We start from the raw sequence: 21277 nt of genomic DNA, 5'->3' as shown, positions 1-21277 counted from the left end.
CCGTCACTCGGTCGAGATGATCACCACCTCGACCCGCCGGTTCGCCTGTCGTCCGGTCTCGGTGTCGTTGCGCGCGATTGGCGCGAGGTAGCCCACGCCCGAAGCCTCCACCCGGCCCGGCGCGATGCCGTGGCGGCCGGTCAGAAGGGCGCGGACGCTTTCCGCGCGCTGTTTCGACACGGCGAGGTTGCCCGCCGCGCTGCCGGTCGCGTCGGTATGGCCCACGAGGGCCACGCGGACGTCGGGGTTCGCTTCGAGATAGGAGGCCAGTTCGGCGAGCGAGGGATAGTCGTTCCGCGGCAGCGACGTCGTGCCGGTGGGAAAGTCGAGATCGGGCAGGATCGCGCGGCCCCGCACCGCGAGCGCGGCTGCTACGTCGGAAGGCGCCGGACCAGGCGTCGCGACCGCCATCTCCGGCACGACTGCCGAGCCGGGGTCGACGCGCGTGGTCTGGACGTAACCCAGCTCGCCCGACCGGCTGACGAGGACGGTTGTCCAGGCGTCGCCCTTGCGCGCGGCCAGATAGCGGAAGTCGGCCAGGTCGACGAACATCTCGGGCGCTGGGGCGACGTCGATCTCGAACCGGAAGTCGAAGCCGCCGCAGACGCGGGTGACGCACTCGAAGACCTCCGTCCAGCCATCCCGCTTGAGCTGGGCGCGCAGGGGTGCGAGCGCCTTCAGCGTCGTCTCGGCCAGGGGTTGCCGCCAGATGCGCCGCGTCACCGTCCCTTCGGCCGTGACGGAGGGGAGCGTGCCGTCGAAGGGACCGGTCGCGATGCGGTGGCTGCCCAGCGACCGCGTGTCCGACAGGGTGACGGTCGCCCGCTCTGGCGGCACCAGCCCGTCCGCCTGGGCCGCACCTGTCAGTGCAAGCCCCATCAGGACCGCGCGGATCACCCCTGTGGGCCGCGCGCCTGGGCGTGGTACTCGGGGTTCGGTTGCATGGCGATGGCGGAGGCGACGCGGTTCGACATGTTGAAGAACCCCGCCACCGCGACCAGGTCGAAGATATCGCGTTCGGACAGGCCGTGGTCGCGCAGGCCCTGCCGGTCCGCTTCGGACACGGTGGCCGAGGCGCGCGTCATCAGCACGGCGAAATCCAGCATCGCGCGCTGGCGCGGCGTGATCGGCGCCACGCGGTAGTTCATCGCGATCATCTCGCCCAGGGCCGGATCGCCCGACAGCTGCCGCACCGCCGCCCCATGCGCCACGAGGCAGTAGAAGCAGCGGTTCTCGGCGCTGACTGTCACGGCGACCATCTCGCGCTCCAGCTTGGAAAGGCCCGAGGGCGCCAGCATCAGGTCGTTGTACATGCCCGTGAAGGCGTCGAGCTTGGCCACGTCGAAGGCATAGGCTCGCAGGACGTTGGGCACGAAGCCCAGCTTTTCCGTGCAGATGTCGAAATACCGCTGCGTCTCGGCAGGCAGCGGGTCGGCTTGCGGCAGGTTCAGGGCGGTGGGGTCGGTCATGGCTCCTCCGGGGGGCGGCGATAGTGATAGCCTGCGACACATTTCATCCCGTGGGAAGCATAGGCGGTGCGGGCCGGCACGTTGCCGCGTTCGACGACCAGCGCGACCTCGGTGCAGCCCTGCGCCCGCGCCCAATGGGCCGCGGCCGTGAGGATGGTGCCCGCGAGGCCTTTGCGTCGGTGCCGCGCCAGAACCTCGACCGCCGACAGGAGCGCCACGTGGCCATGCGCCGCGACGAAGGCGGCCCCCGCGGCGCGATCGTCCACCCGCGCGAGGATGCCGGCAGGCCGCGCCGCCCGCATCATGACCGCCTGGCGCACCGAGCCGACGTGCCCGCCCTCGGCCCAGATGTCGCGCATGATCTGCAGGGGCGGCCAGATGGTGAAGGCGGTGGCATAGGGCATGACCCCCACGGCCAGCGTCGTCACCGGAATCGTCAGGATATCGACCGCATCCGTGATACCGTAGCCCCGTTCGGCAAGCGCCGCGTCGAGCCTGTCCTGCCCCGGCAGAACGATGAAGCTTGGCCGCTGCCCCAGATCGCGCGCCGTGCGTTCGGCGAGGTCGATGTCGTCCCCGTCGCCCGAGATGGCGTTGACGCGCCCGCCGCCGCCCGGCGTCACGCGCAGCCGCCAGGGCCCGGCCGTGACCGTGCGTTCGGCGGGCCAGCAGGCGTCGATGACCCCGAGCCAATCGGTCACGGCAGCAATTTCGCAAGCTGCGCGGTGGCCTCGTCGACGCGGGCGCGGTCTTGCCCCCGGATGACCACATTGGTGCCGAAGACGCCGTCCTTCTGGAACGGATAGCTGCCGATCGACAGGTCGGCATAGTCGCGCGCCAGGTCGCCCAGCGGCCCCGCCACGTCGCCTTCCCCCCGGTCGATGCGGGTCGAGGTGGACAGGACCGGATCGCCCCCGGTCAGCGTCGGCAGGACGGTCGCCACCATTGCCTGGAACACGGCCGGCACGCCCGCCATGACGTGCACGTTGCCCAGCGTGAACCCCGGCGCGACCGAGACCGGGTTGTCGATCAGCGTGGCCCCCTCGGGGATGCGCGCCATCCGCAGGCGGGCGGCGTTCAGCTCCTGCCCCGAGCGTCCGTAGTGCGCGGCCAGCAGGGCGCGGGCATCGTCGCGCACCTCGACCCGAACGCCGAAAGCAGCGCCCACCGCGTCGGCGGTGATGTCGTCGTGGGTGGGTCCGATGCCGCCCGAGGTGAAGACCGTGTCCCATGCGCCGCGCAGCGCGTTCAGGGCGGCGACGATGGCGTCGTGATCGTCGCTGACGATGCGGACCTCGGACAGGGCGATCCCCGCCCTGGTCAGCTCTCCCGCCAGATGGTGCATGTTCGCGTCGCGGGTGCGGCCCGACAGGATCTCGTCCCCGATGACGAGCATGGCGGCGGTGGGGTTCGGCATCTTGGTCTCCTTGGCTGGGGTGGGTATAGGGCGGGTCCATGCGCTTCGCCACACCGCTCGTCCCCGCGACCCTGCTCCGCCGCTACAAGCGTTTCCTCGCGGAGGCGCGACTGGACGACGGGACGGAGGTGACGGCGCATTGCCCGAACCCCGGCGCGATGACGGGCCTTGCCGGCCCCGGCGCGCGCATCTGGCTGGAGCCGAACGACGACCCGCGACGCAAGCTGGATTACGGCTGGCGTCTGGTCGATCTGGGCGCCGGACACATGGCCGGGATCGACACGGGCGTTCCGAACCGCGTCGTGGTCGAGGCGCTGCGCGAGGGGCGGATCGACGGGCTGACCGGCCATGACGTGCGCGCCGAGGTGCCGTATGGCGAAGCCAGCCGCGTCGATTTCCTGCTGACGGGCGAGGGCCGCGATACCTATGTGGAGGTCAAGAACTGCCATCTGCGGCGGCAGGGCGACCTCGCCGAGTTCCCCGATTGCGTGACCCGGCGCGGCGCACGGCACATGGAGGAACTGGCCCGGATGGTCGGGAAGGGGCATCGCGCTGTCCTGATCTTCGTCGTGCAGCGGACCGACTGCGCACGGGTTGCGGTGGCCGCGGACATCGACCCGGCCTATGCCCGCGCCTTCGACGCCGCCCGCGCCGCGGGGGTGGAAGTGATCTGCCTCTCGACCGAAATCGACACGCAGGGCGTGCGCGCATCTGCCCCCCTGCCGTTCGACGGTGGATAATTGCGCGCGGGCGGATTATGTGCGCCCCCAGGAGACGGAGACAGGTCATGGACGAACATCGCGGCAGGTTGACGCGGGACGGCATTCGCATTCACGAGGACGCGGATTTCGCGGGCATGCATGCGGCCGGGCGGCTGGCGGCCGAGATCCTCGACCGCATCGCCGACCGTATCGTGCCCGGGGCCACGACGGGGGAGCTCGACCGGCTCATCACCGACTGGGTAGGGGAGGCGGGGGCGACCTCGGCCACCATCGGCTACAAGGGGTATCAGCATGCGTCCTGCATCAGCGTGAACCATGTGGTCTGCCATGGCATCCCCGGCGACAAGGTCCTCAAGGACGGGGACATCCTGAACATCGACGTGACCGTGATCGTCGACGGCTGGTTCGGCGACACCTCGCGGATGTTCGTCGCCGGCACCCGTTCCCGCAAGGCGGAGCGGCTGATCCAGGTGACGCATGACGCGCTTATGAAGGGGATCGAGGCCGTGAAGCCCGGCAACACCTTCGGCGACATCGGCCACGCCATCCAGGCCTATGCCGAGGGGCACCGCATGTCGGTGGTGCGCGACTTCTGCGGGCACGGGCTGGGCCGGGTGTTCCATGCGCCGCCCAACGTGCTGCACTACGGTCGCGCGGGCGCCGGACCGGTGCTGGAGGAGGGGATGTTCTTCACCATCGAGCCGATGATCAACCTCGGGCGGCCCGAGACCAAGGTGCTGGCCGACGACTGGACGGCCGTCACCCGCGACAAGTCGCTGTCGGCACAGTTCGAGCATTCCATCGGCGTGACGGCGACGGGCGCCGAGATCTTCACCCTGTCGCCCGCCGGGCGGTTCCATCCGACGTGGGCCGCTTAACCCCCGATTAACGCCGGTCGGGCGAGATGGGGGCATGAGCAATGCCCCGTCCGATTCCCATGCCTTTCACGAAGCGCCGATGGCAGACCTGTTTGCTGCCGCCGTCGCCGTTCCTTCTTTCGTCACTGCGGTCGACGAACCCGATCCCCGCCTGAACCACCGCTCCCGCCTGCGGGCGCGGTTCATGCAGGGCGGGGCCGAGGCGATGCCGGACTACGAACTGCTGGAACTTCTGCTGTTCCGGGCGCTTCCGCGCGGGGACGTGAAGCCCCTGGCGAAGCGGCTGCTGCGGACCTTCGGCGATCTCAACAGCGTCATGGCTGCCCCGCCCGACCGCCTGGCCGAGGTGCCGGGGGCGGGGCAGGCCGTGGTCGAGCAGCTCAAGATCATGGAGGCGCTGGGCCATCGCATGGCGCGCGCCCGCGTCATCAAGCGGCCGGTCCTGTCGTCCTGGTCACAGCTTCTGGAGTATCTGCGGACGGCCATGGCCCATCAGGGCGTGGAGCGGTTCCGGGTGCTCTATCTCGACCGCAAGAACGTGTTGATCGCCGACGAGGAACTGGCCGAGGGGACGGTTGATCACGTCCCCGTCTATCCGCGCGAAGTGGTGAAACGCGCGCTGGCGCTGAACGCCTCGGCGCTGATCCTGGTGCACAACCATCCTTCCGGCGACCCCACCCCGTCGGAGGCGGATGTGACGATGACCCATGCCATCCGCGATGCGGCGCAGATCCTGGGCATCGTGCTTCACGACCACCTCATCATCGGCAAGGCGGCGGAAGTGTCGTTCCGGTCCGAAGGCCTGCTCTAGCCGACGGCGCCATCCACCGCGTCGAGGATGTAGCGCGCGGTCATCAGGTCGAGATGCGCGCCGCCGCCGTTCTTGAACAGCGTGATCTGCCCGTCGGAGGTGCGGGCCATGGCGTCCCCGTCGTAGTAGTCGGCCACCACGTCGTCGCGCGCGATGGCACCCGACGCCAGCGGGATCTTCAGCTCCCCGATGTGATCGAGCGTCGTGGCGCGGGCGTCGACGAAGATCGTGGAGCGGCGCAGGACATCGTCGTCGGCCTCCCGCATGTCGGGGCGGTACGCGCCGATCAGGTCGATGTGCTGGCCGGGGCGCAGCCATTCGCCCCGCAGGATCGGCTCCGTCGTCATGGTGGCGCAGGTGACGATGTCGGCCGCGCCGACCGCAGTCGCCAGATCGGGCGCGTGGTCGATGCCGAGGTCGCGGGCGAAGGCGCGGGCGGTGTCCTCGGTGCGCGACCAGACGGTGAAGGCCGCGTCCGGAAAGGCGGCCGAATAGGCCTCGTGCAGCGACCGCGCCACGGCGCCGCTGCCCACGATCAGGATGCGGCGGCTGTCGGGCCGAGCCAGGCGCGTCGCGGCCAGAAGGCTGTCGCCCGCGGTCTTCCACTTGGTCACGAGCCCGAAGTCGATCATCGCGGAAAGCGTGCCGTCGTCGTCGGAGAACAGCGACACGCCCCCGACCACGGCGGGCTTTCCGTGGTCCTTGTTGCCCGGAAAGATCATCGCGGTCTTGACCAGCGCCCCCAGCCCGTCGATCCAGGCCGCGCGCGACAGCATCGTGTCGGACCCGCGGTAGAGGAAGGTGTCGTCGATCTCGGCGCGCGGAAGGTCGTGGCCGGCGGCGATGGCGCGCGTCAGGTCCATCCAGTCGAGATGGCGTTCGGCCTCCGGTCCGATGGTGCGGATGGTCATGCGGCTTCCCTTTCGCTCAGCAGGCCCTCGGCGACCAGACGGTCGGCCCATCCCTGCGGGGTGTCGAACAGATGCGTGCGCCAGCCGCGCGCGCCGGCGGCGTCGACGTTGGCGGCCCGGTCGTCGGTGAACAGGATCGCATCGCCCGTCAGGCCAAGATCCTCCTCCACCAACCGGTAGATGGCCTCGTCCGGCTTGATGACGCCCAGATGGCCCGAGACGAACGGCCGGTCGAACTCGTCGAGGAAATCGAAATGACCGCGCGCCAGTGCAAACGTCTCGATCCCGAAGTTGGTGAGCGCATGGACGGGCACCCCCCGCGCCCGCAGCGCACGCATCAGCCGGACCGATCGGTCGATGACCGGCGCGGCGAGGTCGAGCCAGTTGTCGTGCCACATCCGGATTTCCGTGGCGAAGGCGGGAAAGGCGGCGGCCGTCTCGTGGACGATGTCGCGGAAGCCCTGGCCCAGGTCGATGCGGTCGTTCATCGCGTGAAGGTCGACGGCGGCGAACATCTCGCGCCGCCGCGCCTCGCCCACGGTGCGGTCGTAAAACCGCTCCGGCTGCCATTCGATGAGGACGTTGCCGATGTCGAAGATGACGCCGCGGACGGTCACATCAGCCATTCCGCGTGAAAGGCCACGTGCTCGGGCGCGAAGGTCGAGACGAAGAAATAGCTGTGGTCGTAGCCTTTCTGCAGGCGCAGCTGCGCCGGCGTTCGTCTTTCGGCCAGCGCGGCGGCGAAGGCATCCGTGCCCAGCTTGTCGTAGAACTGGTCCGAGGTGCCCGTGTCGATCAGGCAGGGCGGCAGGTCGGCGCCGCCGCGCAGCAGGACCGTTGCATCATGCGCCGCCGCGTCGCCGGTATAGGCCGCGAGCTGTGTCTTGCCCCAGTCGCTCTGCGACGGGTTGCAGATGGGCGCAAAGGCCGACACCGACCGGAATCGGCCCGGATGCCGCAGCGCGAGCGTCAGCGCGCCGTGCCCGCCCATGCTGTGCCCGGTGATCGACTGGCGGTCCTCGTCGAGATCGAAGGCGGCGAAAAGCGTCTCGGGGAGGTCCGACAGGACATAGGTCTCCATGTGGAAGTGCTTTGCCCATTCGCCCTGGATGGCATCCACGTAGAAGCCCGCGCCCTGGCCCATGTCGAAGTCGTCGCCATCGGGCACGTCCTCGCCGCGGGGGCTGGTGTCGGGGAAGACCACGGCCACGCCGGCTTCGGCCGCCCAGGCCTGCAGCCCCGCCTTGGTCATGGCGTTCTCATGCGTGCACGTCAGGCCCGACAGGTACCACAGGACCGGCGCGCCCGGAATGCCGGGGTGGAAAAGGGCGAAGGTCATGTCGGTCCCCGTCGCCTCGGACGAGTGGACATAGACGCCCTGCGTGCCGCCGAAGCAGCGGTTCTCGGATACGGTCTTCATTCAGGTTCCCCCAGCAAGCAGGCCGATGACGACCGACACGGTGACGATCGACACGGCGGTCGAGACGAGGATGGCGGCCGAGACCCGCTGCGGCGCCACCCCGTAATGTTGCGCCAGCATGTACACATTCCCCGCGACCGGCAACGCCGCCGCCGAAATCATCACCGTTGCCGCGAAGGGGTCGGCCACGGGCAGGATGACGAGGGCGGTCAGCGCCACCGCGGCCGGGTGCAACACCAGCTTGCAAAAGCTCAGCCAGCCCGCGACCGACAGGCGTTCCGCGGATTTGCCTGCCAGCGACGCACCGATGGCGAACAGCGCGCCGGGGGTGGCGGCGGCGCCGAGGATCGCCATGAACTCCGCCACCGGCGGCCAGAGGTCGCGGCCGGTGGAGGACCAGGCGATGCCCAGCACGATAGACACGATCATGGGGTTGCCCAGAAGCCCCAGGCCCACGGTTCTGAGCGTCCGCCACGTCACCCGCCCGTCGCGCGACCCGGTGATGAGGATGACGATGAGCGACGAGAAGACGATGAGGTCCGTGGCCAGAACCATCAGCATCGGCCCGGCGGATGCGGGCCCGAGCAGCAGGACGAACATGGGGATGCCGAGGAATCCCACGTTGCCGATGACGGCGACCTGCGCCTCGACCGCGCATTCCGCGACCGACAGGCCGCGCGCGAGGCCGGCGCCGGTGGCGATCAGATAGACGGCGCCCGTGCCCAGAAGGTAGGCGGCGATGAAGCGGGGGTCGAAGACCTGCGCCAGCGAGAGGTTCGCGGCGAAGTTGAACAGCATCGCCGAGAGGGCGAACCAGAAGACGAACTTCGTGAGATAGGCCGTCGCCTCTGGCGTGAAGAACCGCGTCCGCCCCGCACCGTAGCCGAGCGCGATCAGGGCGAAGAAGGGCAGCGTCTTCAGAAAGATGGCCAGCATGGCGACGCGCTACCCTGTGCATCGCGAACGGAGGGGCGCGGTCATCCCGATCCGATCAGGATGCCCGCCGCCAGCACCAGCGCGCCGCCCGCCACCACCTGCAGCGACGCCCGCCAGAAGGCCGTGCCCATGAAGCGGTTCTGGATCCAGGCGATGGCCCAGAGTTCGACCACCACGACGATCAGCGCGATCGTCGTCGCCGTCCAGAAGTGCGGGATGAGATAGGGGAGGGCGTGCCCCAGGCCGCCGACCGTGGTCATCACGCCCGACGACAGGCCGCGCTTGACCGGGCTGCCGCGGCCCGACAGCTCCCCGTCGTCGCTCGCGGCCTCGGTGAAGCCCATGGAGATGCCCGCCCCGACGGAGGCCGCGAGGCCCACGAGGAACGTCGTCCAGGTGTGCTGCGTGGCGAAGGCCGTGGCGAAGATGGGCGCCAGCGTCGATACCGATCCGTCCATCAGTCCCGCAAGCCCGGGCTGCACCCAGGTAAGGAGGAACTGACGCTTGGCGCGGTCCTCCTCGACCTGTCGACTGCTTTCGGGGATGGCCTCGCTCGTCCGCTGAGCCAGGGCTTCGTGCGCGGCCTCGGCGGCGGCAAGATCGCCCAGAAGCTTGCGGATGGCCGGGTCGGACGCGCGGGCGGCGGCACTTTCATAGAACCGCTGCGCATCCTGCTCCATGCCGGCCACCTCGGCGCGAATGCGCTCCAGCCCCAGGTTCTCGACCAGCCAGACGGGGCGCCGCGCGGGAAAGCCCGCGACGTGTTCGCGCCGGATCAGGGGGATCACGTCGCCGAAGCGCGCGGCGTGCAGGTCGATCAGGCGCCGGCGATGCTCGTCCTCCTCGGCACCCATCTCCTCGAACAGGGCGGCCGTCTCGGGAAAATCCTCCCGTAGACGCTGGGCATAGAGGCGATAGATACGGGCGTCGTCCTCCTCCGACGAAATGGCCAGGGCGAGAACCTCCTGTTCGGAGAGGTCGCGGAAACGGCGGCGGGTGGAGAAGCCGGGTATCATGGCAGCGACGATACCCTTGGCAGGATTGCGCGCAAGCCCGGGCGACCGGGCGCCGACGGCGATCTTCCGCGAATTGCGCGTCTGGCGCAAAGGGCGCAGGGTCAGGTCATGGCCGCGGCGGTCGTCCCCTCGCGGGCGGCGCGGTCCCGCGGGCGGTTTTCGGCGAGTTTTCCGCCCGCGGTTCCCTGCGCAGCCCATGCTTGTGCCGATTTTCCCCATCTCTATATCTCGGAACGGGGGGACCGGACCATGACTGACGCCACGCCGATCAAGAAGGGCCGGAAGTTCGACCAGGTGCTCGAAGGCGCCCGGCATGTCTTCATGGCCGAGGGGTTCGACGGGGCCAGCGTCGATGCGATCGCCCGCGCGGCGGGCGTATCAAAGGCCACGCTCTACAGCTATTTCCCCGACAAGCGCGTACTGTTCATCGAAGTGGCGCGGTCCGAATGCTGCCTGCAGATGGACGAGGCGGAGGCCATCACCGCCGGCCACAGCGCCCCGGCCGAAGTCCTGCGCGCCGCGGCCGAGCGGATGCTCGCCTTCTTCCTGTCGGATTTCGGGCAGTCGATCTTCCGGATGTTCGTGGCCGAGGCGGACCGATTCCCCGACCTCGGACGACAGTTCTACGACACCGGGCCGGGCCTTCTGCGGGCGCGGATGGTCGCATACCTGCGCGACGCCGTGACGCAGGGCACGCTGGCCATAGAAGATTTCGAGCTGGCTGCCGATCAGTTCGCCGAGCTCTGCAAGGCGAGCCTGTTTCCCGAGCTCGTGTTCGGCATCCGCAAATCCGCGACCGAGGCCGAGCGCCGCCGCGTCATCGACGGCGCGGTCGAGACCTTCATGGCGCGCTACGGCGTCTGAGGTTTCACGCTGGCGGTGACATAGTTGACCGACAGGTCGCGCTCCGACAGGCGCCACGTCCAGGCGATGGGGTTGAAGACGAAGCCCATCCGGTCCACCGGGTCCAGCCCCGCCTTGCCCAACAGGGTGAAAAGCTCGTCCGGGGTGATGAACTTCGACCAGTCGTGCGTGCCCTTGGGCAGCCAGCGCATGACGTGTTCGGCCCCGATGATCGCCATGACATAGCTTTTCGGGTTCCGGTTCAGCGTCGAGCAGATCATCAGCCCACCGGGCCGCAGAAGCCGCTGGCAAGCCGTCAGATAGGCCAGCGGGTCGGACACATGCTCCACCACTTCCATGTTGAGCACGACATCGAAAGGCGGCTCGCCCGTCTCGATCAGGGCCTCGGCGCTGGTGTGGCGATAGTCGATCTCCAGCCCCGATTGCATGGCATGGGCTTGCGCAACGGGGATGTTGCGCTCGGCCGCATCGACGCCCACCACCTCGGCCCCGAGCCGCGCCATCGGCTCCGACAGCAACCCCCCGCCGCAGCCGATGTCGAGGATGCGGAGGCCCGCGAACGGCCGGTCGGTGCGCAGGTCGCGGTCGAACTCCCCCGCGATCTGCGTCGTGATGTAGTCGAGCCGGCAGGGGTTGAGCATGTGCAGCGGCTTGAACTTGCCCTCCGGGTCCCACCACTCGGCGGCCATCGCCTGGAATTTCGCGATTTCGGCGTCGTCGATGGTCGTCGTCATGGCTCTCTCCGGCTGTGGTTCGGGGCGGCGCGGAAACCGATGGCGACCGCGCCTTGCCAGACTATATAGGTTCGAAATGGATCGACACCCGCATCAAACGCCCGCCCGCGCGCTCTATCCCCCCCTGGACCCCTTCGACCAGCGCACGGTCGACGTGGGGCAGGGCCATCACCTTTATGTCGAGCAATGCGGCAACCCCGACGGCCTTCCGGTCGTCGTTCTGCACGGCGGTCCCGGGGGCGGATGCAGCCCGATGATGCGCCGGTTCTTCGACCCCGCCATCTGGCGCGTCGTCCTGTTCGACCAGCGCGGCTGCGGACGGTCGCGGCCCCATGCCAGCGTGGCCGACAACACGACCTGGCATCTGGTGGACGATATCGAGCGTATCCGCACCCTTCTGGGCATCGACCGCTGGGCCGTCTTCGGCGGGAGCTGGGGCGCGACGCTGGCGCTGGTCTATGCCATCACGCACCCGGACCGGGCGGCGCATCTGTTCCTGCGCGGCGTCTTCCTGATGGAGCGCCGGGAACTCGACTGGTTCTACGGCGGCGGCGCGGGTGTCTTCTGGCCCGAGCAGTGGGAGCGTTTTCTCGACCTGCTGCCGGCGGAGGAGCGGGGCGACCCGATCGCGGCCTACCACCGCCGCCTGTTCGATTCGCCCCCGCACCAGCAGATCCGCTTCGCCCGCGCCTGGGCGGCCTGGGAAAACGCGCTGGCCTCGGTCGGATCGCAGGGCCGGTCGGGGGAGCCTGCCGCCGAATACGCGCGCGCCTTCGCGCGGCTGGAGAACCACTATTTCGTCAACAGCGGCTTTCTCGAACACGACGGCTGGATCCGCGACAACCTGCAGCGCATCGCGGATGTGCCCGGCCACGTCGTGCAGGGCCGCTACGACATGATCTGCCCGCCCCGCTCCGCGCATCTGCTGGTGGAGGGTTGGCCCACTGCCACGCTGGACGTCGCGCCCTTCGCCGGTCACGCCCTGTCGGAGGCGGGGATCGCCGAACGGCTGATCGCCGCGACCGATGCCGTCGGGGCCACGCACGCCGACCGGTTGCGCTTCTGACCCCACCCCCGATAGGGAGAGCGCGGACACCGGCCGGGGAACGCGCATGCACATCGAGGATACTGGACTTTCGGGGCTCAAGCTGTTGACGCCGCGCCGTTTTGGCGACCAGCGCGGCTTCTTTGCCGAGACGTGGAACGCGCGGACCTTCGCAGAGATCGGCATCGACGCGACCTTCGTGCAGGACAACCATTCCCTTTCGGAAAAGCCCGGCACGATCCGGGGCTTGCATTTCCAGGCGCCGCCGCACGCGCAGGGCAAGCTGGTGCGATGCGGGCGCGGTGCGCTGTTCGACGTGGCCGTCGACATCCGCCGGGGGTCGACCACATATGGCCGCTGGTTCGGCGCGGAGCTGAGCGCCGACAACGGCCGGATGCTCTGGGTTCCGGCGGGGTTCGCCCACGGCTTCCTGACGCGCGAACCGGGCACCGAGATCGTCTACAAATGCACCGATTTCTACGCGCCCGAGACCGAGGGCGCGCTGCGATGGGACGGCTGCGGGATCGACTGGCGGTTCGACGGCGCGCCGATCCTGTCGGCCAAGGACGCGGAGGCACCGACGCTCGACCACTTCGACAGCCCCTTCGAGATGGAGACGACGGCATGAAGATCCTGGTGACGGGGGGTGCGGGCTTCATCGGTTCGGCGGTGGTTCGGCAGGCGGTGCGCGACGGGTTCGAGGTGGTGAACCTCGACGCGCTGACCTATGCGGCGAACCTCGACAACGTGGCCTCGGTCGCGGATGCGCCCGGCTATGCCTTCGTGCAGGCCGACATCACCGACCGCGCCGCGATGGATGCCGTCTTCGCCGACCATGCCCCGGACGCGGTGATGCACCTTGCCGCCGAAAGCCACGTGGACCGCTCGATCGACGGTCCCGGCGCCTTCATCCAGACCAACGTGACCGGAACCTACACTCTGCTGGAGGCGGCCCGCGCGTATTGGACGAAGGCCGGCAAGCCCGACGGCTTCCGCTTCCACCACGTCTCGACCGACGAGGTGTTCGGCTCGCTCGGCCCCACGGGCATGTTCACCGAAGACACGCCCTACGATCCGCGCAGCCCCTATTCCGCCAGCAAGGCCGCCAGCGACCATCTGGTCCGCGCCTGGGGCGAGACCTACGGCCTGCCGGTGGTCCTGTCGAACTGCTCGAACAACTACGGACCGTTCCATTTCCCCGAAAAGCTGGTGCCAGTTGTCATCCTGAATGCGCTCCACGGCAAGCCGATCCCGGTCTACGGCGCGGGCGAGAACGTGCGCGACTGGCTGTTCGTGGAGGATCATGCCGATGCCCTGCTCTGCGTCCTGCAAAACGGCGAACTCGGCCGAAGCTACAACATCGGCGGCGAGAACGAGGCGCGCAACATCGACCTCATCCGAACGATCTGCGGCCTGCTGGACCGGATGCATCCCGAAGGTGCGCCCCATGACCGGCTGATTGAATTCGTGACCGACCGTCCGGGCCATGATGCCCGCTATGCCATCGACCCCTCGCGCATCCGCGCCGAACTGGGCTGGCGCCCCTCGGTCACGCTGGAGCAAGGGCTGGAGCGGACGGTGCGCTGGTATCTCGACAACGAGAACTGGTGGCGCCCGCTTCTGGACCGCGACGGCGTCGGCGCCCGGCTGGGGGTCACGGCATGATCCTTGTTTTCGGGCGGACGGGGCAGGTCGCCCGCGAACTGGCCGCGGCGTCGGACGATGTCCGCTGTCTGGGCCGCACCGAAGCCGACCTGTCGGTGCCCGGGGCCTGCGACGCCGCGATCCGTGCGATCCGGCCCGCCGCCGTCATCAACGCCGCTGCCTGGACCGACGTGGACGCGGCGGAGGCCGAGGAGGAGGCCGCCACCCGCATCAATGGTGCCGCCCCGGGTGAGATGGCGCGCGCCTGCGCCGATCTGGGCATCCCGCTGGTCCACATCTCCACTGACTACGTCTTCGACGGGTCCGGCGACGCACCCTGGTCGCCCGACGACGCGACCGCGCCGCTGGGCGCCTATGGACGGTCCAAGCTGGCGGGGGAAAAAGCCGTTGTCGCTGAGGGGTGTGCCCATGTCATCCTGCGGACGAGCTGGGTCTTCTCCGGTCACGGCCGGAACTTCCTGCTCACGATGCTGCGTCTCGGTGCGGAGCGCGAGCGGTTGACCGTGGTCGCGGATCAGATCGGCGGACCGACCCCCGCTGACGCCATCGCCGCCGCCTGCCTGAAGGTTCAGGACGCGCTGCGGGACGGCGCGCCGTCGGGCATCCACCATTTCGCAGGCACGCCGGACGTCAGCTGGGCCGATTTCGCGCGCGGCATCTTCGAGGCCGCGGGAATGTGCTGTACGGTCGAGGGCATCCCCGCCTCCGCCTGGCCCGCGCCCGCGGCGCGGCCGGCCAATTCGCGGATGGACTGCTCCGCGCTACGGGCGGCGTTCGGCATCGAGAGACCCGACTGGCGCGAAGGCACGGGCCGGATTCTGGCGGCACGCCTGTAGTGACCCGGCGGCCGGGTGGTCCGTGGTCCCCGCGGCCATGCATGCCGGGAGACGCAGCGGGAAAATCGTCCGTCCGTCCGAGACCTTAACCAGTTCTTAAGGATATCGCCCCGATGGTCCGAATCACGGATCGGGACGTCGGGCATTGGGCCCGGTTTTGCCCTGGCGAACGGACAAGATGTCGGGGAACGGACGAAAATGAAATCGAAGCGGGGGTATTTCGGGGACGTCTTCTTGATGTCCCTGACAAGACGGCAGAAGTACGGCGTCTTCCTCGCGCTCGACCTCTGCTTCGTGGTCTCGACCTTGGCCCTTGCCTTGGCGACCGGCCCCTTGCCCGCGGGGTCGCCGCCCGTCCCGGCCCTGCTGGCCGTCTCCGTACCTTATGTCGTCACGGTCGCCGCCGGGCTGCTGATGGTTCTGGGCGTTCCCGCGCTGCGGCTTGCGGAATTCGATGGCCATGCCATCCTGCGGACCGCCTCCTTCGCGATGCTGCTCGCGGCCGGGGCGTCGGTCCTGTCATGGGTCTTCGGGCTGGCGCTTCCGGTCGCCGTGCCGGCTGGTTTCGCGACGACGCTGTTTCTGGCGATTACCGTGTCGCGCGTCATCCTTCTTCGGGTGGTGACGGCTGCCTATCGCCGCCGGGCGCCGATGACGCGCGTGCTGATCTACGGCGCCGGCACCACGGGGATGCAGCTGGCCCACGCCTTCCGCAGCCACGGTGAGATCGAGCCCGTGGCCTTCGTGGACGACAACCCGGCGCTGCAGGGACTGACCATTGCGGGACTGCCGGTTCATTCCCCTGCCCGGATAGCCGAGATCGCCGCCCGCAGGCGCATCGACCGCGTCCTTCTGGCCGCACCCTCGCTCAGCCCGCCCAGGCAGGCGCAGATCGTCCGCAGGCTGCGCCGGTTGGGGCTGGAGGTACAGTCGCTGCCGTCCTTCTCGCAACTCATCGGGACCGAGGCGCTCATCGACCGGCTCGAGACGTTGCGCCCGAAGATGTTCCTCGGCCGGGACGAGGTGAAGACGCCCCTGTCCGAAGGCTCCGACTCCTACCGCGACAAGTCGGTCATGGTTTCGGGCGCGGGGGGGTCCATCGGGTCCGAATTGTGCCGGCAGCTGCTGGAATGCCGTCCCCGCCGGCTTGTGCTGTTCGAGCTGAGCGAGGTCGCCCTGTTCACCGTGCACCGGGATCTGCTGGCGCAGGCGACCGAGAACGGCGTGGAACTGGTGCCCATCCTCGGGTCGGTCACCGATCCGCGTCAGGTCCGGCAGGTGATGGCCGATGCGCGGGTGCAGGTCGTCGTTCACGCCGCGGCCTACAAGCACGTCACGCTGGTGCAGCTCAATCCGCTGGCGGGTCTTGCGAACAACGTCCTCGGCACCCAGACGCTGGCCAAGGCGGCGGTCGAGGCGGGGGTGGACCGCTTCATCCTCGTGTCCTCCGACAAGGCCGTCCGCCCGCGCGGGATCATGGGGGCGTCGAAGCGGATGGCGGAACTCGTGGTACAGGATATCGCCAGTCGCGTGCCACAGGGCGGACCAGTCCTGTCGATGGTGCGGTTCGGCAATGTCCTCGGCTCCTCCGGATCGGTCGTGCCGATCTTCAACGATCAGATCCGTCGCGGCGGGCCCGTCACCGTGACGCATCCCCATGTGACGCGGTACTTCATGACCATCGCCGAGGCGGCGCGGCTCGTCCTGCGGGCCGGGTCGATGGCCGAGGGGGGGGAGGTCTTCGTCCTCGACATGGGCGACCCTGTCCGCATCCAGGATCTGGCGGTTCAGGCCATCGAGGCGGCGGGCTATTCCCTTCAATCCGAAGCGAACCCCCAGGGTGATATCGGGATCGAGTTCATCGGCCTGCGCGACGGCGAGAAGCTCCACGAGGAGCTGTTCTTCGACGGCTCCGAGAAACCCACCGCGCATCGCAAGATCTTCCGGCTCCGGGAAGCGGGGCTCTCCGAGTTCGAGGTGGCCGAGATCCTCCACGCCCTGCGACGCGGGATGGCGGCTGGCGATGCCTCCATCGCGGTCGATGCAATCTCGCGCAAGGTGATGGGCGACGCGCAGGTGCCGGCGACGTCCACAGGTGTGCCGACGATGGCACCCGCCGCGGAAGGCTGAGACCGACCGAAGTCCGCATTTGACAGGCCGTTCCCCTTGCGACACCACGGTCGCATGGGCACTGCACTCGTCACCGGATCGGCCGGTTTCATCGGCTATCACCTCTGCGACCTGCTTCTCGCGGAGGGGTGGAACGTCGTCGGCATCGACAACCTGTCAAATTACTACGATCCCGAGCTGAAACGCCGCCGGCACGAGCGGCTCGGGCGCGGTTTCACTCCGGTGATCGACGATATCGCGACACCGGGCCTTCTGACCGAGCTCATTGGCGAACATCGACCCGAGGCCGTCATCCACCTCGCCGCGCAAGCCGGGGTGCGCCATTCCATCGACGCGCCGCGCGACTACGTTCATGCCAACCTCGTCGGCACCCACGAACTGCTGGAGGCAGGGCGCGCCCATCCGCCCGCGCACATGCTGTTGGCCTCCACGTCGTCGGTCTATGGCGCGGGCACCGACATGCCCTACCGCGAGACGATGAAGACGGACGCGCAGATGTCTTTCTATGCCGCCACCAAGAAGGCGAACGAGGCGATGGCGCACAGTTATGCGCATCTCTACGGCCTGCCGATCACCATGTTCCGGTTCTTCACCGTCTACGGTCCCTGGGGGCGGCCCGACATGGCCCTGTTCCGCTTCACGCGCGCGATCCTGCGCGATGAGCCCATCGACGTCTACAACCACGGCAGGATGCGCCGCGACTTCACCTATGTGGGCGATCTGGTGCGCGGGATCGTCGATCTGATCGCCGTTCCGCCTGGCGATGCGCCGGTGTCGGACCGCGACAGCCTTTCGCCGGTAGCGCCCCATCGGATCGTCAACATCGGCAACGGCGAGACGGTAGAACTCGACCGCTTCATCGCCGCAATCGAAGCCGCGACCGGCCGCACGGCCCGCCGCAACCTGATGGAGATGCAGCCCGGCGACGTCCCCGCGACCTGGGCCGACACGACGCTGCTGGCCGAACTGCTGGGGCGGCCGCTTCCCCGCACCCCGATCGAGGAGGGCGTGCGCGCCTTCGTCGACTGGTACCGCGCCGACAATTGCATCTGATCGCCGCATCCAAGGACCGCCATGCCCGACCTTTTCGACCCGCCCGCCCTGCCGCGCTTGGCCGTGACCGGCAGCGGCGACGTGTTCCCCGTCGTCCGCATCTTCTGCGTGGGCCGGAACTATGCCGCCCACGCCGCCGAGATGGGCAACGAGGTGGACCGCGAGGCGCCGTTCTACTTCACCAAGTCGCCCTTCGCTTTGGCCCCCTCGGGCTCGACGGTGCCCTATCCGCCCCAGACGGACGACTATCATCACGAGATGGAACTGGCCGTGGCCATCGGCGCGCCGGCCTTCCGCATCGGGCCCGCGCAGGCGGAGCGGGTGATCTTCGGCTATGGATGCGGTCTCGACATGACGCGGCGCGACCTGCAGGCGCGGGCCAAGGACAAGCGTCGCCCCTGGGATCTGGGCAAGGACGTCGAAGGATCGGCCATCCTCGCCCCCCTGACGCGGGCGGCCGACTTCGGCCTGCCGGGCGACCGCCGCATCCATCTGTCCGTGAACGGCGCGGTCCGGCAGGACGCCCGGTTGTCGGACATGATCCACGACGTCCCGGCCATCGTGGCGGACCTGTCGCGCTTCTATCACCTGGCCCCCGGCGACCTGATCCTGACGGGGACGCCAGCGGGCGTGGGCCCGGTGATACCGGGCGATGTCCTGACCGGCAGGATCGAGGGGCTGACGGACGTGAGGCTTGTCATCGGCGCGCCCGAGGCACAGGGCTGATCTATCGCGCAACCCGCCCTTGCGCCGGGCCGGCGCAGGGGCGAAAAGCCCGCCGATCGACAGGATTGAGAGGTCTGCAATGCGTATCGCGATGATCGGCACCGGCTATGTGGGCCTCGTATCGGGGGTCTGCTTCTCGGACTTCGGCCACGATGTGATCTGCGTGGACCGCGATCCCGCCAAGATCGCCCGTCTCGACGCAGGCGAGGTTCCCATCTTCGAGCCGGGTCTCGACGACCTCATGAACCGCAACGTGGCCGGGGGACGGCTGTCCTTCACGACGGACCTGAAGAAGGCCGTCGCGGGCGCGGAGGCCGTCTTCATCGCCGTGGGCACGCCGACGCGGCGGGGCGACGGCCACGCGGACCTGACCTATGTGATGGATGCCGCGACCGAGATCGCCCAGGCCCTGACCGGATATGCGGTGATCGTGACGAAATCGACCGTCCCCGTGGGTACCAACCGCAAGGTGGCCGAGGCCGTCCGCGCCGCGGCCCCCGACGCCGAGTTCGACGTGGCCTCGAACCCCGAGTTCCTGCGCGAAGGCGCGGCCATCGACGATTTCATGCGCCCCGACCGCGTCGTCGTGGGAGTCGAGTCGGACCGCGCGGCGCAGGTCATGTCCGACATCTACCGCCCGCTCTATCTGCGGGACTTTCCGATCATGACGACCGACCTGGAGTCGGCCGAGATGATCAAATACGCGGCGAACGCCTTTCTGGCGACCAAGATCACCTTCATCAACGAGGTCGCGGCCCTCTGCGAACGGGTCGGCGCCGACGTCAAGACGGTGGCGCGGGGGATGGGGCTGGACGGCCGCATCGGCAACAAGTTCCTGCATGCGGGGCCCGGCTATGGGGGGTCGTGCTTTCCCAAGGACACCGCCGCGCTCGCGCGGATCGGACAGGATCACGCCACGCCCATGCGGATCACCGAGACGGTCATGCAGGTCAATGAATCGATCAAGGGCCGGATGGTCGAGAAGCTGCGCGATCTTTGCGATGGCAGTTTCAACCGCAAGACGGTGGTCGTGCTGGGCGTGACCTTCAAGCCCAACACCGACGACATGCGCGAAGCGCCGTCGTTGACGATCGTGCCCGCGATGGTGGGCGGCGGCGCGCGGGTCCGGGTCGTCGACCCGGAGGGCCTGCGGGAGGGGGAGGCGCTGCTGCCAGGCGTCGAATGGCTCGACGACCCCTACGAGGCCGCGCGGGATGCCGACCTGATCGTCCTTTTGACGGAGTGGAACGAGTTCCGCGCCCTCGACCTCAAGCGCCTGTCCGAGGTGATGGCGACGCCCCGGATGGCCGACCTGCGCAACATCTATTCGCGCGCCGATGCCGAGGCGGCGGGCTTCACCGGATATGACGCGGTGGGCCGCTGACGCACGGGACCGTCGGTGAAGATCCTCCTCGTCCACCAGAACATGCCCGGCCAGTATCGCGAACTGCTGGACTGGCTGGCTTCGCAGGGGACGCACGAGCTTGTCTTCCTGACGCAGCGTCGGGACTTTCCCGACCTGCCAGGCGTCCGCAAGGTCGTCTATCGCCCCCACCGGCAGCCTGCCGCCGACGCCTATGGCCTGTCGCGCCCCTGGGAGGAGGCGGCAGGCAACGGCTACGGCGCGGCGCGAGCGGCGGCGGCGCTGCGCGACGAGGGCTTCGTGCCCGACATCATCCTGGGTCACACAGGCTGGGGCGAGCTTCTGTTCATGAAGCAGGTGCTGCCCCAGGTGCCGGTGCTCGGGTTCTTCGAATACTACTACCGGGCCGAGGGCGGCCCCGTGGGCTTCGACCCGGAGGACCCGCCGTCGGAGGCGACGCCCTTCCTTCTGGCCGCGCGCAACGCCGTGCCGAACAGCGCCATCGAGGCGGTCGACCGGGGCATTTCCCCCACGCGGTGGCAGCGCGACACCTTCCCCGCCTCCTTCCGTGACCGGATCGACGTCTGTCACGACGGCATCCGCACCGACCGGCTGGGCCCCGACCCCGACGTCACGCTGAACCTCGGCCGGGTGGGGCGCATCGACCGCGGGGGCGAGATCTTCACATACGTTGCCCGCAACATGGAACGCACGCGCGGATTCCACATCCTGATGCGCGCCCTGCCGGCGATCCAGCGGGCGCGGCCCCGGGCGCGCGTCCTGATCGTCGGCGGCTCCGGCACCAGCTATGGCCGCGCCAGCCAGGCCGAAGGCGGCTTCCGCGCGGAACTGGAGCGGGAGGTCGGCCATCTGGTCGACTGGGACCGGGTCCATTTCCTCGGACAGGTGCCCTATGCCGATTTCCGCCGCGTCGTGCAGATCAGCCGCTGTCACATCTACCTGACCATGCCCTTCGTGCTGTCCTGGTCGCTGCTCGAAGCCATGGCGATGGAGGCGACGATCGTGGCCAGCGACGTGCCCCCCGTGCGCGAGGTGGTGACGCATGGCGAAACCGGCCTGCTGGTCGATTTCCTCGACCCCGCCGCGCTGGCGGCACAGGTGATCGAGGTGCTGGCCGACCCCCCGCGCCACGCGCATCTGGGACCGGCGGCCCGGACGCATGTGGTGGCGGAATACGACTTCCTGACCCGCTGCTTGCCGCGCCAGGTGGCGCGGATCAATGCGCTGGTGCCACCCGACCGCGCGATCACCCTCTAGTTG

At 68.9% G+C, this 21277-nt stretch carries 23 protein-coding genes; 13 read left to right on the top strand and 10 right to left on the bottom strand.

Going from position 1 to position 21277, the window contains the following annotated elements:
* Positions 1–3: 3 nt before the first annotated feature.
* Genes JAN5088_RS06750 through JAN5088_RS06735 form a run of 4 tightly spaced genes read right to left on the bottom strand, consistent with a single transcriptional unit; the run spans position 4 to position 2886 of the window.
* Positions 4–897, bottom strand: a complete 894-nt coding sequence (locus JAN5088_RS06750) for an OmpA family protein (protein ID WP_055682047.1) — start codon at positions 895–897, stop codon at positions 4–6.
* On the bottom strand, positions 894–1469 hold the full coding sequence (locus JAN5088_RS06745) for a peroxidase-related enzyme (RefSeq protein WP_055682046.1): 576 nt from the start codon (positions 1467–1469) through the stop codon (positions 894–896). The genes JAN5088_RS06750 and JAN5088_RS06745 overlap by 4 nt, the downstream gene beginning before the upstream one ends.
* Positions 1466–2170 carry a GNAT family N-acetyltransferase gene (locus JAN5088_RS06740; RefSeq protein ID WP_055682045.1) on the bottom strand — a complete coding sequence of 235 codons (705 nt, stop codon included), beginning with the start codon at positions 2168–2170 and terminating at the stop codon, positions 1466–1468. Before JAN5088_RS06740 ends, JAN5088_RS06745 begins: the two co-directional genes overlap by 4 nt.
* On the bottom strand, positions 2167–2886 hold the full coding sequence (locus JAN5088_RS06735) for a competence/damage-inducible protein A (RefSeq protein ID WP_055682044.1): 720 nt from the start codon (positions 2884–2886) through the stop codon (positions 2167–2169). Before JAN5088_RS06735 ends, JAN5088_RS06740 begins: the two co-directional genes overlap by 4 nt.
* A gap of 38 nt (positions 2887–2924) precedes the next feature.
* Here JAN5088_RS06735 and sfsA point away from each other — a divergent pair, with 38 nt between their 5' ends.
* The 3 genes from sfsA (at position 2925) to radC (ending at position 5297) form a co-directional block, all read left to right on the top strand.
* Positions 2925–3626, top strand: coding sequence for a DNA/RNA nuclease SfsA (gene sfsA, locus JAN5088_RS06730; protein WP_055682043.1), 702 nt, complete (start codon positions 2925–2927; stop codon positions 3624–3626).
* Between the two features lie 47 nt (positions 3627–3673).
* Complete coding sequence (map, locus tag JAN5088_RS06725; protein ID WP_055682042.1) at positions 3674–4486, top strand: type I methionyl aminopeptidase; 813 nt, start codon at positions 3674–3676, stop codon at positions 4484–4486.
* A gap of 79 nt (positions 4487–4565) precedes the next feature.
* Entirely contained in the window at positions 4566–5297 is a 732-nt protein-coding gene (gene radC, locus JAN5088_RS06720; RefSeq protein WP_233489732.1) for a RadC family protein, read from the top strand.
* On the opposite strand, the gene JAN5088_RS06715 is transcribed toward radC, so the two are convergent.
* The 5 genes from JAN5088_RS06715 to mbfA are packed head-to-tail and all read right to left on the bottom strand — an operon-like array spanning position 5294 to position 9580.
* Complete coding sequence (locus JAN5088_RS06715; RefSeq protein WP_055682040.1) at positions 5294–6208, bottom strand: ornithine cyclodeaminase family protein; 915 nt, start codon at positions 6206–6208, stop codon at positions 5294–5296. The genes radC and JAN5088_RS06715 overlap by 4 nt on opposite strands.
* Complete coding sequence (locus JAN5088_RS06710) at positions 6205–6834, bottom strand: HAD family hydrolase (protein ID WP_055682249.1); 630 nt, start codon at positions 6832–6834, stop codon at positions 6205–6207. The genes JAN5088_RS06715 and JAN5088_RS06710 overlap by 4 nt, the downstream gene beginning before the upstream one ends.
* A complete protein-coding gene (gene fghA / locus JAN5088_RS06705; RefSeq protein WP_055682039.1) occupies positions 6822–7628 on the bottom strand; it encodes an S-formylglutathione hydrolase in 807 nt (268 codons plus the stop codon). The genes JAN5088_RS06710 and fghA overlap by 13 nt, the downstream gene beginning before the upstream one ends.
* Positions 7629–8564 carry an AEC family transporter gene (locus JAN5088_RS06700; RefSeq protein ID WP_055682038.1) on the bottom strand — a complete coding sequence of 312 codons (936 nt, stop codon included), beginning with the start codon at positions 8562–8564 and terminating at the stop codon, positions 7629–7631.
* Between the two features lie 41 nt (positions 8565–8605).
* On the bottom strand, positions 8606–9580 hold the full coding sequence (mbfA, locus tag JAN5088_RS06695) for an iron exporter MbfA (RefSeq protein ID WP_055682248.1): 975 nt from the start codon (positions 9578–9580) through the stop codon (positions 8606–8608).
* Between the two features lie 249 nt (positions 9581–9829).
* Between mbfA and JAN5088_RS06690 the strand changes: the two genes are divergently transcribed.
* The gene (locus JAN5088_RS06690) at positions 9830–10444 is read left to right on the top strand and encodes a TetR/AcrR family transcriptional regulator (RefSeq protein WP_055682247.1); all 615 of its coding nucleotides are present in this window, start codon (positions 9830–9832) and stop codon (positions 10442–10444) included.
* Here JAN5088_RS06690 and ubiG read toward each other — a convergent pair.
* Positions 10432–11178, bottom strand: a complete 747-nt coding sequence (gene ubiG / locus JAN5088_RS06685; protein ID WP_055682037.1) for a bifunctional 2-polyprenyl-6-hydroxyphenol methylase/3-demethylubiquinol 3-O-methyltransferase UbiG — start codon at positions 11176–11178, stop codon at positions 10432–10434. The genes JAN5088_RS06690 and ubiG overlap by 13 nt on opposite strands.
* A gap of 76 nt (positions 11179–11254) precedes the next feature.
* On the opposite strand from ubiG, the gene pip reads away from it, so the two are divergent.
* The 9 genes from pip (at position 11255) to JAN5088_RS06640 (ending at position 21274) form a co-directional block, all read left to right on the top strand.
* Complete coding sequence (gene pip, locus JAN5088_RS06680) at positions 11255–12244, top strand: prolyl aminopeptidase (protein ID WP_055682036.1); 990 nt, start codon at positions 11255–11257, stop codon at positions 12242–12244.
* A 46-nt stretch (positions 12245–12290) separates the two neighbouring features.
* Positions 12291–12851: a dTDP-4-dehydrorhamnose 3,5-epimerase gene (gene rfbC, locus JAN5088_RS06675; protein WP_055682035.1), complete on the top strand. Its 561-nt coding sequence runs from the start codon at positions 12291–12293 to the stop codon at positions 12849–12851.
* Complete coding sequence (gene rfbB, locus JAN5088_RS06670) at positions 12848–13888, top strand: dTDP-glucose 4,6-dehydratase (RefSeq protein WP_055682034.1); 1041 nt, start codon at positions 12848–12850, stop codon at positions 13886–13888. Before rfbC ends, rfbB begins: the two co-directional genes overlap by 4 nt.
* Positions 13885–14724 carry a dTDP-4-dehydrorhamnose reductase gene (rfbD, locus tag JAN5088_RS06665; RefSeq protein ID WP_055682033.1) on the top strand — a complete coding sequence of 280 codons (840 nt, stop codon included), beginning with the start codon at positions 13885–13887 and terminating at the stop codon, positions 14722–14724. Before rfbB ends, rfbD begins: the two co-directional genes overlap by 4 nt.
* Positions 14725–14961: 237 nt before the next feature.
* Positions 14962–16854, top strand: coding sequence for a polysaccharide biosynthesis protein (locus JAN5088_RS06660; protein ID WP_143114571.1), 1893 nt, complete (start codon positions 14962–14964; stop codon positions 16852–16854).
* Positions 16855–16908: 54 nt separating this feature from the next.
* A complete protein-coding gene (locus JAN5088_RS06655; RefSeq protein WP_055682031.1) occupies positions 16909–17907 on the top strand; it encodes an NAD-dependent epimerase/dehydratase family protein in 999 nt (332 codons plus the stop codon).
* A gap of 21 nt (positions 17908–17928) precedes the next feature.
* A complete protein-coding gene (locus JAN5088_RS06650; RefSeq protein WP_055682030.1) occupies positions 17929–18633 on the top strand; it encodes a fumarylacetoacetate hydrolase family protein in 705 nt (234 codons plus the stop codon).
* Between the two features lie 79 nt (positions 18634–18712).
* Complete coding sequence (locus tag JAN5088_RS06645; RefSeq protein ID WP_055682029.1) at positions 18713–20017, top strand: UDP-glucose dehydrogenase family protein; 1305 nt, start codon at positions 18713–18715, stop codon at positions 20015–20017.
* Between the two features lie 15 nt (positions 20018–20032).
* A complete protein-coding gene (locus JAN5088_RS06640) occupies positions 20033–21274 on the top strand; it encodes a glycosyltransferase family 4 protein (RefSeq protein WP_055682028.1) in 1242 nt (413 codons plus the stop codon).
* Positions 21275–21277 lie beyond the last annotated feature (3 nt).

The sequence above is a fragment of the Jannaschia rubra genome, assembly GCF_001403735.1.
Lineage (GTDB): Bacteria > Pseudomonadota > Alphaproteobacteria > Rhodobacterales > Rhodobacteraceae > Jannaschia > Jannaschia rubra.
The sequence above is the reverse complement of the archived record's forward strand: the minus strand, read 5'-3'. Positions and strand labels throughout refer to the sequence as shown.

Bases quoted from the DNA above. Each gene is read 5' to 3' on its own strand.
- JAN5088_RS06745 (WP_055682046.1), bottom strand. From the start codon at position 1,469: ATGACCGACCCCACCGCCCTGAACCTGCCGCAAGCCGACCCGCTGCCT.
- JAN5088_RS06735 (WP_055682044.1), bottom strand. From the start codon at position 2,886: ATGCCGAACCCCACCGCCGCCATGCTCGTCATCGGGGACGAGATCCTG.
- sfsA (WP_055682043.1), top strand. From the start codon at position 2,925: ATGCGCTTCGCCACACCGCTCGTCCCCGCGACCCTGCTCCGCCGCTAC.
- map (WP_055682042.1), top strand. From the start codon at position 3,674: ATGGACGAACATCGCGGCAGGTTGACGCGGGACGGCATTCGCATTCAC.
- radC (WP_233489732.1), top strand. From the start codon at position 4,566: ATGGCAGACCTGTTTGCTGCCGCCGTCGCCGTTCCTTCTTTCGTCACT.
- JAN5088_RS06715 (WP_055682040.1), bottom strand. From the start codon at position 6,208: ATGACCATCCGCACCATCGGACCGGAGGCCGAACGCCATCTCGACTGG.
- JAN5088_RS06710 (WP_055682249.1), bottom strand. From the start codon at position 6,834: ATGGCTGATGTGACCGTCCGCGGCGTCATCTTCGACATCGGCAACGTC.
- fghA (WP_055682039.1), bottom strand. From the start codon at position 7,628: ATGAAGACCGTATCCGAGAACCGCTGCTTCGGCGGCACGCAGGGCGTC.
- JAN5088_RS06700 (WP_055682038.1), bottom strand. From the start codon at position 8,564: ATGCTGGCCATCTTTCTGAAGACGCTGCCCTTCTTCGCCCTGATCGCG.
- mbfA (WP_055682248.1), bottom strand. From the start codon at position 9,580: ATGATACCCGGCTTCTCCACCCGCCGCCGTTTCCGCGACCTCTCCGAA.
- JAN5088_RS06690 (WP_055682247.1), top strand. From the start codon at position 9,830: ATGACTGACGCCACGCCGATCAAGAAGGGCCGGAAGTTCGACCAGGTG.
- ubiG (WP_055682037.1), bottom strand. From the start codon at position 11,178: ATGACGACGACCATCGACGACGCCGAAATCGCGAAATTCCAGGCGATG.
- pip (WP_055682036.1), top strand. From the start codon at position 11,255: ATGGATCGACACCCGCATCAAACGCCCGCCCGCGCGCTCTATCCCCCC.
- rfbC (WP_055682035.1), top strand. From the start codon at position 12,291: ATGCACATCGAGGATACTGGACTTTCGGGGCTCAAGCTGTTGACGCCG.
- rfbB (WP_055682034.1), top strand. From the start codon at position 12,848: ATGAAGATCCTGGTGACGGGGGGTGCGGGCTTCATCGGTTCGGCGGTG.
- rfbD (WP_055682033.1), top strand. From the start codon at position 13,885: ATGATCCTTGTTTTCGGGCGGACGGGGCAGGTCGCCCGCGAACTGGCC.
- JAN5088_RS06660 (WP_143114571.1), top strand. From the start codon at position 14,962: ATGTCCCTGACAAGACGGCAGAAGTACGGCGTCTTCCTCGCGCTCGAC.
- JAN5088_RS06655 (WP_055682031.1), top strand. From the start codon at position 16,909: ATGGGCACTGCACTCGTCACCGGATCGGCCGGTTTCATCGGCTATCAC.
- JAN5088_RS06650 (WP_055682030.1), top strand. From the start codon at position 17,929: ATGCCCGACCTTTTCGACCCGCCCGCCCTGCCGCGCTTGGCCGTGACC.
- JAN5088_RS06645 (WP_055682029.1), top strand. From the start codon at position 18,713: ATGCGTATCGCGATGATCGGCACCGGCTATGTGGGCCTCGTATCGGGG.